Source organism: Alteromonas sp. KUL150 (genome assembly GCF_009811475.1).
Lineage (GTDB): Bacteria > Pseudomonadota > Gammaproteobacteria > Enterobacterales > Alteromonadaceae > Alteromonas > Alteromonas gracilis.
The window spans coordinates 1-17,110 of the sequence record NZ_BLIJ01000077.1; the positions used below are offsets into that span (position 1 = coordinate 1).

The 17,110-nt window shown below is 44.6% G+C and carries 14 protein-coding genes; 9 read left to right on the forward strand and 5 right to left on the reverse strand.

Features of this window, described 5'->3' with window-relative positions:
- Positions 1 to 227: 227 nt before the first annotated feature.
- From GVO62_RS17995 to GVO62_RS18020, 6 genes are all read left to right on the forward strand, one after another.
- Complete coding sequence (locus GVO62_RS17995) at positions 228 to 2,786, forward strand: sensor domain-containing protein (protein WP_159120429.1); 2,559 nt, start codon at positions 228 to 230, stop codon at positions 2,784 to 2,786.
- A gap of 173 nt (positions 2,787 to 2,959) precedes the next feature.
- On the forward strand, positions 2,960 to 4,312 hold the full coding sequence (locus GVO62_RS18000) for an alkaline phosphatase PhoX (protein WP_159120430.1): 1,353 nt from the start codon (positions 2,960 to 2,962) through the stop codon (positions 4,310 to 4,312).
- A 312-nt stretch (positions 4,313 to 4,624) separates the two neighbouring features.
- A complete protein-coding gene (locus tag GVO62_RS18005; protein ID WP_159120431.1) occupies positions 4,625 to 4,801 on the forward strand; it encodes a hypothetical protein in 177 nt (58 codons plus the stop codon).
- Positions 4,802 to 5,079: 278 nt separating this feature from the next.
- Complete coding sequence (locus GVO62_RS18010; protein ID WP_159120432.1) at positions 5,080 to 6,135, forward strand: chemotaxis protein; 1,056 nt, start codon at positions 5,080 to 5,082, stop codon at positions 6,133 to 6,135.
- Positions 6,136 to 6,201: 66 nt separating this feature from the next.
- Positions 6,202 to 7,254: an aldo/keto reductase gene (locus GVO62_RS18015; protein ID WP_159120433.1), complete on the forward strand. Its 1,053-nt coding sequence runs from the start codon at positions 6,202 to 6,204 to the stop codon at positions 7,252 to 7,254.
- A 194-nt stretch (positions 7,255 to 7,448) separates the two neighbouring features.
- A complete protein-coding gene (locus tag GVO62_RS18020) occupies positions 7,449 to 8,597 on the forward strand; it encodes a Na/Pi symporter (RefSeq protein ID WP_159120434.1) in 1,149 nt (382 codons plus the stop codon).
- 115 nt (positions 8,598 to 8,712) lie between these two features.
- Here the strand turns inward: GVO62_RS18020 and GVO62_RS18025 are convergent, their stop codons facing one another.
- A complete protein-coding gene (locus GVO62_RS18025) occupies positions 8,713 to 9,876 on the reverse strand; it encodes a DcaP family trimeric outer membrane transporter (RefSeq protein WP_105930420.1) in 1,164 nt (387 codons plus the stop codon).
- Between the two features lie 256 nt (positions 9,877 to 10,132).
- Here GVO62_RS18025 and acs point away from each other — a divergent pair, with 256 nt between their 5' ends.
- Together acs and GVO62_RS18035 are read left to right on the forward strand one after the other, a co-directional pair.
- Entirely contained in the window at positions 10,133 to 12,079 is a 1,947-nt protein-coding gene (acs, locus tag GVO62_RS18030) for an acetate--CoA ligase (protein ID WP_159120435.1), read from the forward strand.
- 18 nt (positions 12,080 to 12,097) lie between these two features.
- Positions 12,098 to 12,742: a response regulator transcription factor gene (locus GVO62_RS18035; protein WP_159120436.1), complete on the forward strand. Its 645-nt coding sequence runs from the start codon at positions 12,098 to 12,100 to the stop codon at positions 12,740 to 12,742.
- Here the strand turns inward: GVO62_RS18035 and GVO62_RS18040 are convergent.
- The 4 genes from GVO62_RS18040 to rimK all read right to left on the reverse strand — a co-directional run bounded on the left by GVO62_RS18040 (position 12,678) and on the right by rimK (position 16,181).
- Positions 12,678 to 13,619, reverse strand: a complete 942-nt coding sequence (locus GVO62_RS18040) for an amino acid ABC transporter substrate-binding protein (RefSeq protein ID WP_236547230.1) — start codon at positions 13,617 to 13,619, stop codon at positions 12,678 to 12,680. The genes GVO62_RS18035 and GVO62_RS18040 overlap by 65 nt on opposite strands.
- Before the next feature lie 130 nt (positions 13,620 to 13,749).
- Positions 13,750 to 14,184, reverse strand: coding sequence for an ATP-dependent zinc protease family protein (locus GVO62_RS18045; protein WP_159120437.1), 435 nt, complete (start codon positions 14,182 to 14,184; stop codon positions 13,750 to 13,752).
- A gap of 17 nt (positions 14,185 to 14,201) precedes the next feature.
- Positions 14,202 to 15,233: a succinylglutamate desuccinylase/aspartoacylase family protein gene (locus tag GVO62_RS18050; protein WP_120963505.1), complete on the reverse strand. Its 1,032-nt coding sequence runs from the start codon at positions 15,231 to 15,233 to the stop codon at positions 14,202 to 14,204.
- Between the two features lie 42 nt (positions 15,234 to 15,275).
- Positions 15,276 to 16,181 carry a 30S ribosomal protein S6--L-glutamate ligase gene (gene rimK, locus GVO62_RS18055; protein ID WP_105930414.1) on the reverse strand — a complete coding sequence of 302 codons (906 nt, stop codon included), beginning with the start codon at positions 16,179 to 16,181 and terminating at the stop codon, positions 15,276 to 15,278.
- Positions 16,182 to 16,454: 273 nt separating this feature from the next.
- Here rimK and GVO62_RS18060 point away from each other — a divergent pair, with 273 nt between their 5' ends.
- Complete coding sequence (locus tag GVO62_RS18060; protein WP_159120438.1) at positions 16,455 to 17,078, forward strand: mechanosensitive ion channel family protein; 624 nt, start codon at positions 16,455 to 16,457, stop codon at positions 17,076 to 17,078.
- Positions 17,079 to 17,110 lie beyond the last annotated feature (32 nt).

A 17,110-nucleotide genomic window follows, 5' to 3' on the forward strand; every position in this document is an offset into this window, starting at 1 on the left:
TGGACCCACCCGTACTTTTGTATTAGCGGCTACGACATCGCATTCATCCTATGGCGGGATTTAGCAAGCATTTGTTTAACATTGATAAGGGTAGTGGGTAGCTTTAATCGAAAGTTGAGCTAAGCTTAGGTATTGATAAATCTGAAATTTATCATTGTTATGTGTTTCTTTCTTTAGTGCGAAGTGGCAAGCTTCAGTTTAGTCTTACATTAAGGTTTTATAAGGTAATGTCATTCGAGTCAGTCCTAAATGAATCAGAGTTCAGCACCATTATTTTGGAAAATCGTAGTGCCTACGAGCAAGATTTAATAGCGTTTAACGAGCTACTACAGGCTGACTATCTCTACTTGGGTGTCAAAAAAACAGATAGCATTTCCGTACTCATAGGGCTGTCTCATCACTCACCGATTGCAGAAATAGAATATGAGCTTAACGGCTCTCCTTGTGAAAGTGTTTTGTTAACTGGGCCATGTGGCTATGAGTCAAACGTTCACGAGCACTTTCCCGCCGATCAAACCCTTAAAGCGCTTGAAGCTCAAGGGTATTTGGGCGCAGGACTTATTAATGAAAGAAGTCGTGATATTGGTGTGCTCGTCGCTATATTTAAAACGCCGAAAAAAGACATCACTGAGTGGCTACAAGTATTTTCACTTCAAGCGAAACTGTTTTCTACGCAGCTTCAAAAGGACTTTTTTGCGATAAAAACAGCACATAACTTGTCGCTTATTGATGAGATAAGTCGTATGTCGCAAACAGGGTCATGGGAGTTTTACCCTGAAACTGAAAAATTGATATGGTCACCGGAAACCTATCGAATACATGGCCTGCCAGTAAGCAGTGAGATCAATCTTCAGAAAGCTATCGACTTTATCGCCACTGAGTATACAGCCGAAATTACACGTGCATTTGAAAATCTACGCAATAGCCAGCAACCCTATGACATTCAGTGTCAAATCATTGATACATCTGGTTCAGCAAGGTGGGTAAGAGCTTCTGGAAAGGCTGAGTTTTATAAGAACGGCGAAGTTAAACGGCTGTTTGGTGCGTTTGAAGATATTACCGAATACAAAACGGCGCTGATTCTTAATGAAGATCGCGCCAAAAGAATTCAAAGTATATTGAACAACATTAATGACGCCGTATTTAGTATTGATACAAAAGGCACCATTACACACTGTAACGACGTTGCACTTAAAATGTTTGGCTATACGCGAGGTGAGTTACTCGGTCACTCCGTTGAGATGCTAATGCCAGAGCCTTACGCCTCTAATCATGCCTACTACATGCGTAATTATATGGAGTCGGGAGTAGGCAAAATTATCGGTGTGGGTCGTCAGCTTCCAGCTAAACGCAAAAACGGCGACATTTTTCAGATGGAGTTGTCATTATCTGAAAGCAGTGACTTAGGTGAAAGGGGCTTTATTGGGGTTATTAGAGATATCAGTGAACGTATAGAAGCGCAGGATACCATTTATAACCTTGCTTACACCGACCCGGTTACTCATCTTCGAAATCAGCAGTGGTTTCATCAGCGTTTTAAAGATTTGATGCTGCGCGCATCAATGAATCAAGAATACATACATATTCTGCTCTTAGATATCGATAACATGGCCCAAATCAACACTCGATTTGGCTTCGGAAATGGTAACTACGCCATAAGAAAGGTCGCCGAGCAGTTGCTATTCGTTATCGGACACGACTATGAGATATTTAAGTATGGTGGTGATAGCTTTGTTGTGTTGTCGAAGAAAACCTACAGAAAAAAAGAACTCCACAAGTTTGATTCGAGCTTGGTGGAAAGTGCGCTGCTTAATCCTCGTCACTTCGATATTATTTTAAACTCCGTGAAATGGTCTCTAACCGCATCGCTGGGAAGTGCTATTTTTAACCCACAAGGTCAAAGCTTCGAGTCGATTATTAATGTAATTGAGCAAGCGGTTAAAAGAGCTAAACGAGCCGCACCTTTTGGGCTATGCCATATATCAGAAGAGGGTTTTAAAGAGTTTGATCGCTACCTAGATATAAAGTCTAAGCTTGAGCAAGCGATAGAAGACGATGAATTATCAATTGTGCTTCAGCCCCAAGTCACCCATGACGGAACGGTTTCTTCCTTTGAAGCGCTTGTGCGGTGGTATTCGAAGGCGCTGGGGCAGGTGAGCCCAAGTGAATTTATTCCTATCGCAGAAGAGAGCTATGCCATCTGCGAAATAGGTGACATCGTTTTACGAAAAACGCTCAACGTGATTAGTAGCTTCGTAAAGAACGGCTTAAATACCAGCATTGCGATCAACATCAGCGCTAGACAAATCGTTATGCCTGACTTTGTTAACACGCTTCTTTCTCGCGTAAATCAGTTTGGCATACCACCTCATATGTTAATGCTAGAGCTAACTGAAACCGCTTTAGTCGTAGATATTGAATTGGTTAAAGAAACCATGCTTGAACTGGCGAAGTTCGGTTTTCGTTTTTCAATTGATGATTTTGGTACAGGTTATTCCAGTCTTGCATACCTCAAAGTTCTTCCTATCAGCGAACTCAAGATAGATAAATATTTTGTGGACGACATAGGAAAAGACTTTGACGGAAAAGCGGCGCAGATTGTTGACGCTATTATTGAAATGGCAAGAGCGCTTAACGTTTCCTGCATTGCCGAAGGTGTAGAAAGCGAAGAGCAGTTAAACTATCTGAAAGCTAAAGGCTGTGAAAAATTCCAAGGCTATTACTTCTCAAGGCCAGAACCACAAGCGCATTGGGAAGGCCTTCAAAAAAATACAAAGCTTCCCTAATGTTAAAACGGCGCCTGCAAATAGCGTTTATCGTATTGCTTAGTCTTAAGCGTATTTTATCCGCTTGTTGTCGCTTTAACAGAAAGCGTTCTTGCTAGTTTGCGGATCTCGTGCTGTTATAGTGTAACAATACCAAGCGATGATATTTACATTTAGCGCAGTAAGAGATTTTTATGATTACACGACGTCAATTTTTAGTGGGCTCTTTGGCTTTTGGTGGCCTAGCTACCAGTGCCTTTGGTAAGCAATTGAATGTGGCGTCTATGCCGATGAGCGAAGGGTACGGAGCCCTTTTACCCGACCCGCAAAAGCTACTAGATTTACCAAAGGGCTTTACTTATAACGTTATCTCAAGCCTTGGTGATGTAATGTCTGATGGTATGCACGTTCCCGACAGAGCAGACGGTATGGGTTGCTTGCCTATTAAAGGTAACAATAACAAAGTGGCGCTCATACGTAACCACGAGCTGCATCCCAAACATTTGAGTGCTCAGCCTGATTCTATTCAGCAACATACCAGTAAACTCGCCTACGACAACTACGCTGATGGTGTGGCGTTGCCCGGCGGCACCACAACAATGGTGTACAACCTTACCACGCAGATGGTAGAGCGAGAGTTTATTAGTCTTACTGGAACGGTAAGAAACTGCTCGGGCGGTATCACCCCTTGGGGCACGTGGCTAACGTGTGAAGAGTCGGTAGACCGCCCTCATGGCCCTAACGGTGATGTGGTAAACAAATCTCACGGCTATATCTTTGAAGTGCCAGCAGATGCTGATTCACTGATTGAAGCTAAACCACTTAAAGCAATGGGGCGTTTTAATCATGAAGCGGCGTGCGTTGACCCTAAAACCGGCATTGTTTATTTGACCGAAGATAGGGGCGATAGCTTGCTGTATCGCTTTGTGCCTCGCGAATACGGAAACTTGGCTGCTGGCGGGCAATTAGAAGCCTTAGTAGTAAAAAATACCCCCCAGTTTGATACGCGTAACTGGAGCTCCTCAACGATGCCTACAGCGACCTGGTTTGACATTGAGTGGGTAGCGCTAGATAACCCAGAGAGTCCGGATGATGATTTACGTCAGCAAGGGTATGACAAGGGTGCAGCCTTGTTCGCTCGCGGTGAAGGCATACACTGGGGAGACGATGAGTTGTACTTTTGCTGCACCAATGGCGGGGAAAAGCAGCTCGGTCAGGTAATGAAACTTGTTCCTTCCGAAAATGGTAAACAAGACAAGCTGCAGCTGTTTCTAGAAAGCGAAGACAAGAACTTGTATAACTTTGGTGATAATCTGACGGTGTGTCCAAACGGGCATTTGTTAGTGTGTGAAGACCAATACACCGACATCGTCGATAATCATTTGCGCGGCGTCACGCCAAGTGGAGAGGTGTATAACTTTGCCAAGTTACACGCTCAAACAGAGCTTGCCGGCGCGTGCTTCTCGCCCGACGGCAATACGCTTTTCGTCAATATTTACTCACCTACTAAAACGTTGGCGATTACAGGTCCTTGGGCCAGGGCGTAATACTTATCAATGCGGACTGGTATTTTGGGTATTGTCTCTAAGTAACATTGGAACGGTGTTTTACTCTTACGCCGTTCCTTGCTTATGAGGTTCTTTGGTCTCAGGTTCCTTGCTATCTCGCTCAAAAACTACATCGCCTAGCCCGTGCGGTTTCCGACAATAAATTTGTGTCGAAACATCTGTAGTTCATTGCTGAATTAATTGAGCCAGCAGGTTTATAATCTTAATTTTCTATCTTGTGAATCAAATTATATCATTTTAATAGTTTTATCTAATCAATAATAATGCGTTTACTTTAACAAGGAGAGCGAAATGAACGCATTACTAAAAAAACTAACAATCACGACTAGCCAACGTGTAGCTACCACTCCAAATCAACCAATAAAGGTGCAGTGCAACTACACTGATAATTATTATGGTGATCAAGTATGTGTGGAAGTAAAAGCCCCTAAACCTCTTAGCAACCTTCATGTAGGCGTGCAGCTCTAAGCGCCTATAAGAGAGCTAATTTTAGCTCAATTCGAATTAGGCATCGTTGCCGCTAGCCTATTTACTCAAGATGCGCTAATCCTTAAGGATTGCGTTCCTATTGACGATTGCCAGAATTTGGAATCAGCAGTCCTTCATAAATGACTATTAATTTCTACAAAGGTTTAATTAAAACCGTCATGTTTTATGCTTATATTTAACGAGCTATTTCCGTAGCAAATTTGGGGTTTAGTTTTAACTAAATTTTGCATTTTGTATCCTTTTATAAGGATTTCTCCGTGAAGTTCGATTCAATAAAATCTCGATTAGTATTGATGACGCTAATCTGTGTCATCGGCATGGGAGGGCTGGTAGCTAGCCAGCATTATTTTACACAGCGACTTATCACCCTCAATCAGCAGCGTGACGTGCTTTTACGCATGGGACAAGACTTGCTTCAAATGCGCCGGCATGAAAAAGACTTTCTCTTAAGGTCAGACGAAGCCTATTTTATAAAATTTTCTCAGCAAGCCGTTTCATTCAATACTCGGCTAGATAGTTTGGTGCCCATGTTCAGTCAGTATGATCTACCAATCACAGATGTGGAAAGCCTGTCGAATTCCATAGAAACCTACCGAGAAAAGTTTCAAGAGGTCGTAGCACTGCAGCGCCAAATTGGCTTAACGTTAAATAGTGGTATTCGCAGCGAAATAACCAACCTAGAGAATCGATTATCTGAGACTGAAGTCAATCGAGCACCAACACGTGAGCTATTTGGTGATTTGCAGCTAGCAACTCGCAACTTTCAAATAACCCAAGAAGCGGTTTATGCCCGTGAAATTGAAGAGCTCAGCACTCGCTTAGTGTCGATGTTCGACGATGATCAAAATTTGAATGTGACGCTTCAACGATATCAGTCTGCGCTTGTGGCATTGGTTAACAACTACCTAAGGTTTGGTTTAACTCATAACGATGGGCTACGCGGTGAGTTTAGACAAAGCGCTCACAACGTTGAGAACCAACTTAAAAGTGTTGATAGCGCGCTTCAACCTCTTATTGAACAACAGGAAGCTCAAGTACGTATCTACGGTTTAGGCATTGCCGCGCTCACATCTGTCGTATTAATTCTGGTTTTAATCAAGAGTTTTGCGACATTTCATCGGGCTTTTGTTAACTTTCTTACTTTCTTTTATCGCTGCAAACGTCAATATCAAAAAATTGATACCAGGAAGTTAGGGTTTGCAGAATTAAAATCACTTGCTGAACTGGCAAACGAGATGGTCGAGTCAAAGCGAAATATTGAAGCGCGTTTAGCCAGTGTTGAAGCCGAGTTGGCCAATAAAAAAGCATCATAGCACCTAGTAGGGACTTTGTTGCACCAAGCGACCAGTTCGCTATTGCATTTATAAGGTATGAGTAAAATGAAGTTTAACCGTTTGGGAACGAGCGATTTACAAGTGTCAGACATATGTTTGGGCACTATGACTTGGGGTATTCAAAACACTCAGCAAGACGCTGACGAGCAATTGGCCTTTGCGTTAGATAAAGGCGTGAATTTCATTGATACCGCAGAAATGTATCCAGTACCGCCAAACGTTGATACCTACGGCGACACAGAGCGTGTTATTGGAAATTGGCTTTCACGCAACGCGTCTAAGCGTAAAGATATCGTACTGATGACTAAAATAGCCGGCAGCGGACTTAAGTATATTCGCAATGCGGGCCCAATTACTTCTGGCGCGATTGCCAATGCGTTAACGTACTCTTTGGAACGTTTGAATACAGATTATATAGACGTTTATCAACTTCACTGGCCTAACAGAGTTACCCCTCACTTTGGTAAACATTGGCCGGATGGCGCAAACCCAACAAAAACCGATCGTGAGAGAGAACTCGACGGTATGCGAGATATCCTGATGGGGATCAAGCGCGCCCTTGATGAAGGAAAAATTAGGCACTGGGGGCTGTCGGATGATACGCCTTGGGGAATTCACGCTTTTCTTATACTCTGTAAAGAGCTTGATATGCCTCTGCCCGTGTCTATTCAAAACGAGTTCAGCCTACTTCACGCGAAGGATTGGCCGTATCTCATTGAAATGTGTGAGCTTGAAAATATTGCTTATTTACCATGGTCGCCACTGGCCACGGGTATGCTAAGTGGTAAATATCAAGACGGTGCGCGCCCGGAAGGGAGCAGATGGACATTAGCTCAACGTATGGGATTATTCAGAGATAAACCGCCTGCGCAAGCTGCCACTGCTGAATACATAAAAATTGCTCAAAAAGCTGGCGTGACGCCCTCTCAACTTGCTTTAGCCTGGTGTAAACAAGTACCCGGTGTTACTTCTACTATCATAGGGGCAACGACAATGCCTCAGTTGAAAGAAAATATAGAAGCGTTTGATATGGATTTGTCTCAAGAGACGTTGAAGGCTACTCACGACGTACTGCGTCAATATCCTATGGGCTTTTAGGCCCGCATAAGTTTCGGGCTTCATCCTTTTTGTCTACGTGGTGCAAGGCCGCTAAAAATGACATAGTGCAAGTTGAAGGGCTCGAATCTTTCAAGCCAACATTTTCGCAAAAGTGGCGGGCGTTACCCGTCATTTTTGTGTCACACGTTGGTAATACTATGGGTTTTTCTGTCATAACTTGTAACCATTATTAAATGATTGACCCACAAATAATTTCCGCCAGTTCAGTAGAAAAAAACAACAACTGGCAACGATGGCTTCTTCTTATTTTACTTGTTTATGTCATGCTACTTGCCGTAAGTATGATTGGCAGCGGTTTTAAATATGCGGCTGGCGAGCAAGCGCGAGAGCTTTTCAACTTCGCGTCTAACCCTATCATGGGCTTGATTATCGGCATGGTGTCTACCGCTTTAATTCAGTCTTCAAGCACGGTTACTTCGATTATTGTTGGAATGGTTGCTGGTGGACTTCCTATTACCATTGCCGTGCCCATGATGATGGGCGCAAATATCGGAACCAGCATCACGAATACACTGGTAAGCCTTGGGCACGTTGCAAAAAAAGAAGAGTTTCAGCGGGCTTTTAATGCCGCTACCATCCACGATTTTTTCAATGTTTTATCGGTGCTCATATTTCTCCCGCTTGAGATGGCGTTTGGCATTCTAGAGTATCTAAGTGGCCAAATTGTAGCGCTTATTCACACCGGGGAAGCGTTAGGAGTAAGTGGGTTTAATCCCATAAAGGCAGCCACACAGCCCGTAACAGATTTAGTTTCTCAATCACTCCAGTTTTTGCCGTCGGTTTATCCGGGCATTGTTAAAATCCTTTTGGGTATTGCACTTATCATGGTTTCAATTACCTACATGGGCAAGATCATGAAATCGCTTATGGTCGGCAAAGCTAAGGATCTATTACATAAAAGCATTGGGCAAGGCCCCATATCAGGTATTACATCCGGCGCTCTGATGACGGTTTTGGTTCAGTCATCATCTACCACCACGTCGCTCATGGTGCCTCTGGTTGGTGCGGGCGTTTTGAAAGCCCGTGAGATATATCCTTTTACCCTGGGGGCTAATATCGGAACGTGTATCACTGCGTTAATTGCTGCTTTAGGAGTAGTGGGTGTAAATAGTGGGTTCGCTTTGCAAATTGCGCTGGTACATCTTATTTATAATGTAATTGGCGTAACGCTTATTTACGGTATCCCTGTTCTGCGAAATATCCCTATTAACTTGTCGTATCAGCTATCAGTTCTGGCAGCGGAAAGGAAAGTGTATGGTGCGGCCTATGTCGGTGGACTTTTCTTCGTCGTTCCTTTGGGTATTATCTTTACGACTATTTAGGCCCCTAAAAGCGGGTTTTCTGAGTGGCAGGGCATAGCTTTTTACTTATCAGATAAATAAAACCGGGGCTTCTTAATGAAGAAGCCCCGGTTTTTTTGTCACATCTTACATTTTCTTAGAACGCGTATTTCGCTGAGACTTGGAAGCGGTTCATGTCGCCTTCAAGGCCTGATTCAACTTCTCGTTTTGCGAAAGCGTATTCGGCACCTACCGTCAATGCCTTAGTTGGCGAATATAGGTAGTTCACACGGGTGCTATATGTGCTTTCGGTGGTAGCCAAGCCAGTTAGCGATACATCATTGTCAGCTTCAAAGGCCGAGAACATAATGCTACTGCGCGCCTTATCGCTCCACTTGTGGCGATATGCAATGCCGTAGCCTGTTGAGTCAATAGCTTCGAGGTCACCGCTTTCGTTAAGAACTGCGCCATTTACCGCATTTAGAGCTGAATATCGGCCAAGACCGCTACCGGTATTGAATGTAAAACGGATATCATCGCCGTTCGACAGGTTGTATTTACCCGTCACTGACACACCAAAGCTGGTTTCGTCAGCATCAATGCCAGCGGCATTGTCATAGGAAAGCTGTCTAACCAAGCCCGCAACCTTTACATAACCCCAGTCCTGTTTTGACGTATATGCCGCGATTAAGTCTGGAATTGCGTTGTCGTCACTGGTGATACGGCCGCCTCCACCAAATGGCGTTATGGTAGATTCCGGGTTTTCTAGCGCAATTTGGAGCCCGCCGTTGGTATATCTCAGCATGACTTGGCGTCCGAACGTTATGCCGTCAGTTGTACCAATAAAGTCGAGCGATTCTGGCAGGGCACCTACATCCATAAACGTGGTCCAGGTTTGGCCTACCAACCAGTTTTTGTACGTTATATAGGCGTGGCGAACACGTGGTACGTAAGAGTTACTAATACGCTCATCACCACCACTGGTAACAACAAAATCAAGTTCAAACACACCGTTTATCGTATCGCCTTCTTCTGTCGGCGTAGACGTTGCGAAACGGAATCGTGAAGTCCGAATATGTGCATCAAATTGTGGGTCTTCGTCAACGCCACCAACAGGAGTTAGTGAAGGGATGTAAAAGTCTCGGCCAACGCTACCCGAAGCAATGGTGCCGTCTGAGTAGTCACTGACCATGGCGTCAACTTTGACATAGCCTGTGAATTTCACACTTGTATCGCCGATCGTTGCTGCTTGTGCTGCACCGCTTGATGCTGCTAGGCACAGCGCTACCGCCGTCGCCGTATTTTTTATTTTAGCTTTCATCGTGTCTGTTCCAAAAGTGGTTAAATAAATGTAAATTCAACGTTAACATCACTGATTGTGTACGTATTATCGCAAAATTAAATACGCCTATGGTCGCATAAGACCATAGTCGTAATACTTTTCCGTAATACTTGACGCTTAGCACCTAAGTAGGGTGTTGCTAAGACCAAAGTCTCATTTTGCTTTGTGCTTGAATGGCTAGAGTGTTTCATCATAAAACAAGAATTTTACATTATTGATATTGGAGGCAATCCTTATGAGCGCCAGCAAGACTTATCCTGTACCTGAGAACATTCTTCAGTCTACCCACCTCAATGCATCGCAATATGACGCGATGTATAAGCAGTCAGTAGAAGCGCCGGAAGCGTTTTGGGCGGAACATTCGTCTATTCTTGAGTGGTATCAAAAACCTACGAAGATCAAAAACACGTTTTTCGGCGAGAATGATGTCTCAATAAAGTGGTTTGAGGATGGTGAACTAAACGCTAGTTACAACTGCATCGACCGCCACTTGGCTAAGAACGCCACTAAAGTCGCCTTCCATTGGGAAGGCGACTCTCCAGAAGATAGTCAAGATATCACTTATCAACAAGTGCATTATGAAGTGTGTAAATTAGCTAACGCGCTTAAAGGAATGGGTGTTGAAAAGGGTGATCGCGTCGCTATTTACATGCCGATGGTACCAGAGGCGGCGTACGCTATGCTGGCGTGTGCCCGAATCGGCGCTGTGCATTCGGTCATATTTGGTGGTTTCTCACCAAATGCAATTGCTGATCGCATTAACGACAGCAGCGCTAAAGTTGTTATTACTGCCGATGAAGGTCGTCGTGCGGGCAGAAGCATTCCATTAAAAGCGAATGTTGATAAAGCCTTGGCAAACGGCGCGTGTCCTTCCATTAGTCATGTCGTTGTTCACAAGCTAACGGGTGGCGATATCGATTGGAACGAAGAGCATGATGTATGGTGGCATGACGCCATCGAGGATATGTCAGGTCAGTGTGAACCTGAAGTGATGAACGCCGAGGACCCACTATTCATTCTTTACACGTCAGGCTCTACGGGCACACCTAAAGGCGTTGTTCATACAACCGGTGGCTACCTGCTTTATTCTGCAATGACATTTAAATATGCATTCGATTATAAAGATGATGATATTTATTGGTGTACCGCTGATGTGGGCTGGATCACAGGTCATAGCTATATGGTTTATGGACCTATGGTTAACGCTGCATCTCAAGTATTTTTTGAAGGGGTTCCTACCTATCCTGATGTAAAACGTATTGCGCAGGTCGTTGAAAAATATAAAGTAAACAGCCTTTATACCGCCCCAACGGCAATTCGCGCGCTCATGGCTCATGGTGATGTGCCAGCAGAAGGGTGTGATTTGTCTTCCCTTCGTTTACTCGGTACCGTCGGTGAGCCAATTAATCCAGAGGCGTGGGAGTGGTATCATCGTGTCATTGGTAAGGGACGTTGCCCTATCATAGATACTTGGTGGCAAACCGAAACGGGTGGTCATATGATTTTACCTCTGCCGGGAGCTACGGAGTTAAAACCAGGGTCAGCAAGTCGACCATTTTTCGGTATTCAGCCTGCCTTATTTGATGCCGATGGCAATGAATTGGAAGGTGCAGCTGAGGGCAATCTAGTTATAAAAGACAGCTGGCCAAGCCAGGCTCGTACCGTCTATGGTGATCATCAGCGCTTTATAAACACTTACTTCAGTGCATACAAAGGCGTTTATTTTACCGGTGACGGCGCGCGCTGTGATGAAGACGGTTACTATTGGATCACAGGACGTGTAGATGATGTACTGAACGTATCAGGGCATCGCTTAGGTACCGCTGAAATTGAAAGTGCGCTGGTCGCCCATCCTAAAGTCGCTGAAGCGGCAGTAGTCGGGTACCCTCATGATATCAAAGGGCAGGGGATTTACGTTTACGTTACGCCTAATGAAGGTGTTGAGGCTGACGAAGCACTAACCAAAGAGCTCAAAGCCTGGGTACGCCAAGAGTTAAGCCCTATTGCTACCCCTGACATGATCCAGTGGTCTAATGGTTTGCCCAAGACTCGCTCGGGTAAAATCATGCGCCGAATCTTACGTAAGATTGCTGCTAATGAACATGAGCAATTAGGCGATACATCTACATTGGCGGATCCGTCGGTTGTTGATACACTGATAGAGGAACGTCTAAATAAGTAAGCATTAAGGGCATAGACAATGATAACTCTTCTGATCGCTGATGATCATCCGCTGTATCGCGATGCACTGAGAGGCGCTTTGTCCTTGTCTCTGCCAGCCTTGACGCTTAAAGAGGCTGGCGATTTACCTACTACTGTCGATATTCTCAATAACGAGGATATCGACTTATTACTTTTAGACTTGCATATGCCGGGCAGTAATGACCTGTTTGGTCTTCTGCATATTCGCAAGCTTTTCCCTGATGTTCCTGTTGCTGTAGTGTCGGGTACAGAAGACGCTACACTGATTTCAAAGATTATTAGCGTTGGCGCGCTCGGCTTTATTCCTAAAACCGCGAGTGCCCAGGATATTGCGAATGCCGTAGAGGCGATTTTAGATGGTGATGTTTGGCTACCTGATAATCTCAGCGAAAATGTCGATGAAGTTGATGAAGCGTTCTCTGAGCTTGCAGATAAAGTAGCGTCACTAACGCCTTCTCAATACAAAGTTTTATGCTACATGCGAGACGGACTGTTAAATAAACAAATAGGCTTCAATTTAGATATAGCCGAAGCAACAGTGAAAGCGCATGTAACTGCCATCTTCAAAAAGCTTGGTATTAATAACCGGACTCAGGCTGTCCTAATCGCTTCTCAGCTTGAATTGGAGCCACCGACTCACTAGCGTTGAACTGTTGAATTGTTTTGGTCGCAGTAAACTCTGGAAGAAATTTTTCAAGGGCAATTCGACTGGGTTCGCTTAACAGCGGGTTTTGAATTTTTAGTTCAGTGCGACCTTTGAGCATCGACATACCGTGTCGAAAATTATCCTGAGAGAGCAGAAGTTCCTGAAACCTTCCTGAATCAAACATGATAAGCAAGCCCTCAGCAATTCGGTTAGCTAACGCGTGATTGTCGCTTCTTACAAAGAAGAAAATAGGGCTCGGATAGGAAATAATAAGGTTGTCATCTATGGCAAGCCCTCGAGTTAGCTTTTCATCTTCAAACTCTTCTCTAATTTCCATTACACTGCGCGGAAAGATGTCGGCAAATCCTTCAGAGACAATACGAAAGGAAGCGCGGTAGGTCGTTTCTAAAACCGGCAGGTCATTAGCGCGAAAGATTTTTGTATCAGGCCAGTCGTAGCCAAGAACTGTTCTGAACGATTTGAGCTCTTTCAAGGTTTTGACGTATTTAAGGCGCTCATCTCCCTCTTTTACAAAAAGCGCACGCTTCCCGAATAGCCCGGCCATTATTGGTATGCGGACAGGAAGAAACTGGCGCTCTCTTTCCGTTGACGTTACGCTCCAAGTCACATCTAACAGGTTGTGTTCAAGGTTACGTAATTGGCGTTCTTGCGCCGACTCTTGACCACTAACCATAATCTCGAAAGTACCGTATTGAGGTTCTGTAACCAGAAGCGCTTCAGTTAGCAGCGTTTTAGCGTATGCATATACACTGTCTCTTCCAGGGTGAACATTAGGCAAACGAATTAGGGTATGGGGTAAGTCGTTATTTACTTTATTGAATGCTGGCTCTGTCGCTTGAGCACCAAAAAGCACGCATGCACTTAGCAGTGGTAACACTATACCTAAAATTATTGCCCTAACGTCCATATGTGTTATCTCATGCGGTCAGCGCACGCCTTGTTAAGAGAGGCTTCATCATTACCTTTGACCTGGCTGATGACTTTTAATCCTTCCCCGTAAGCAGAAAATCATATTCGGGGTCTACAATAAATTGCCCGCTCATTGCCTCGCGACCCAGTAACATAAGATAGGTCATTTCCGAGCGGTCAGTGAGGGTTAACTGAATATCCCACTGATATCCGTCCATTATTATAGGCGTAATTATCACATATCGCCTCTCTCGTGTAGCGGTTGAGCTTTTTACTCGCTTTTGGCCTTCTACACGGGCTTCTCTTCGCACAACACGCTCAACGTTATGAATATCAGGGTGGATATCAAATTTAATCCACAGCTCGCCGTCTTGCTCAAATTCTTCGATATTGTCTACGTGTAGCGAAGAGGTTGCGGCCCCTGTATCTACACGCACATTTAAATCAGTAATCGCAAGCTTGGGTAAATCGCACAGCTCTACTGCACCGACAATTTTCTTTTTGTTCATCAGTTTATCTACCAATTTTATAAAATAGGAGCCTGCTCTGGTGGCAATAAATTATCCTGTAGTAGTTCCACATGTTCTGCAACCGTATCTGGCTCTGAGAAGTATGCAATGTGGTAAACCGCCTCGCCTTCTTGCGTTAGCGGAATATTTTGTTTGCCAATTACCACGCCCTCTGCAGGGCTCTCTAAACTATCTAAATAGTTACCGAATGGGTCTGCAATAATTGCAAGTTTGTCACCTTTCTCTACGTGATCACCCAGCTGAGCTAAATGGGTAACAAAGCCGCTTTCTGGCGCTCTTACCCAACCACTTTGTCTGGCGATAAACCGCTCAATGTTATGGCCTTTACTCCGGCTTTTATTGAGCATGCCCAAGTGGCGCATGGTGTTTATAATACCCCTTACGCCCGCACGAATAGAAAACTCATCATAGCGCAGCGCTTGCCCGGCTTCATAGAGCAATATTTTAACGCCACTTTCACTTGCCGCTTCGCGTAAAGATCCATCCCGTAATTCTGCATTCAAAAGTACGGGAACACCAAATGCTTTGGCCATTTCTAGGACATCTGCGTCGTCTAAATCTGCACGAATCTGAGGCAGATTGCTTCGATGTATAGCACCGGTGTGCAAATCAATGCCCACATCACATTTACTTACGACTTCTTTAAAAAATAAATTCGCTAATCGTCCTGCTAAAGAGCCTTTTTTGCTGCCTGGAAAACTGCGATTTAGATCTCGTCGGTCAGGTAAATAACGAGATTGGTTGAGTACGCCGTATACGTTCACCATTGGCACCGCGATAAGGGTTCCTCTTAAACGCTCTATAGCTTTTGAGCGGATTAGTCGTCCCACAATTTCGATGCCGTTGAGTTCATCACCGTGAATGGCAGCGCTGACAAACATAACTGGACCAGGGCGCTTACCTCTTTTCACATAAACGGGAATGCTCATATTGGTCGCCGTGTACAACGGCGGCATTTCCAACTCAATCTTCTTTGTTTCGCCAGGGGCAATGGTTTGACCCCCAATTGTTAAAACATCATTTACCACTAACGTTTCCCATATCTTGTTTTTACAGCAAAAATTTAGAGGCTAGCCTCTGCCACGGGTTTTCGTTTTATGCGGCTCAGCGCTTTTTTCGATAAACTCAATGATCATACTTGCTACGTCTTTGTTGGTTGCTTTCTCGATACCTTCTAAGCCAGGAGAGGAATTCACTTCCATTACCACTGGCCCGTTATTTGACCGCAAGATATCTACACCACAACAGTTGAGCCCCATGGTCTTAGCCGCATCTACAGCCGTTTTGCGTTCAGCAGGACTTAGACGTACTAAGCTTGCCTGCCCACCGCGATGAAGGTTAGAACGGAATTCACCCGGTGCTGCTTGGCGTTTCATAGCGGCAACCACTTTCCCGCCCACTACGAAACAACGAATATCTGCGCCGCCCGCTTCTTTTATAAATTCTTGTACCAATATGCTGGCGTTTAGCCCCATAAAGGCTTCAATAATAGACTCAGCAGCTTTTTGTGTATCAGCAAGTACAACGCCGATACCTTGGGTGCCTTCAAGAAGCTTTATCACTACAGGGGCACCACCAACAGTTTTGATGACATCATCAATTTTGTCAGGGTGGTGGGCAAAACCCGTTCTCGGCATGCCAATGCCTTTGCGTGAAAGAAGCTGCAGCGAGCGAAGCTTGTCTCGTGAGCGACTAATCGCGACTGACTCGTTCAGGCTGTAAGTGCCCATCATTTCAAACTGACGCACGACTGAGGTGCCGTAAAAACTCACAGAAGCGCCGATTCGAGGAATAACGGCGTCGTAATAAGGAAGTTTTTTCCCATGGTATCGTACAGACGGTCGCGCACTTGTGATATCCATGTAGCAATGCATGGTGTCGATGACGTCAACCTCGTGCCCGCGAGCCTGACCAGCTTCGACTAAGCGTGAAGTAGAGTAAAGACGAGGATTTCTGGAAAGTATTGCAATGCGCATTATAAAAAGCCTGTAGTTTGTGTTTTGTTTGTCGTCTAATCGACATGTCTTTTAACACGTTAGAACGCGAATTTGAATTAGACAAGTCATTTTTGCGCGCATACTAATGTATGTGGTAAAGAGAGTCTTACGAATATTTCTTGTTGTGGCGATTGCTTTTAATGCATGAACTCGCCTTTTATTCACGTTAGCATGGTAGGGCGCAGGAACACAGGTCGTAAAGGTCTGAAAATTTAGTTTGCTAGAATTAAAAATGAGAGAGGGTTTAGGTTGATGAATGAATGGTGGCATGCGTTTTTGGCGTGGTTGATTCAGTACCAGTCAAATGTCGTGTGGAGTGGTCTGGCTTTACTATTTTATTTAGCGATGTCTCGCAAGCTTCTGCCAAAATTAGAAACCAATATCGAAAAATCTAAGCTGAAGTCTAGTAGTGCGCTAAAGGGGCTATTCGCCGCACGCGTGATTGTGGCCACTGTTACTGTTGCCCTGTTGCTGCTTGCATGGGGTATTGATTTCTCAGGTTTATTGGTGCTCTCAACGTCTATTATTACCGTAACAGGCGTCGCACTCTTTGCAAGCTGGTCGCTTATCAGCAATATCACTGCGTATTTTATTTTACTGACTAACGTTGCCTATCGCAGGGGCAACTACGTGCGTATTCTCGATGGCGATAACTATATTGAGGGCGTAATCGCCGATTTAGGGCCGTTCAGCACCCGATTAGTTACCGCTGACCGCGAAACGTTGATGTACCCCAACAACTTAATTCTCACCCGGCCGGTGTTACTCAACCCTAAACAAAAATGGGGCGCAATGGGAAAAGTGGTGGCTAAGCCGAATGTTGAGTCATCCGTTACGAAAACCGACGACAGCAAGCCTCATGAAGAGTTGCTATAGTCGGTTTAGGGCTTTCCTAATACAAAGTTAGC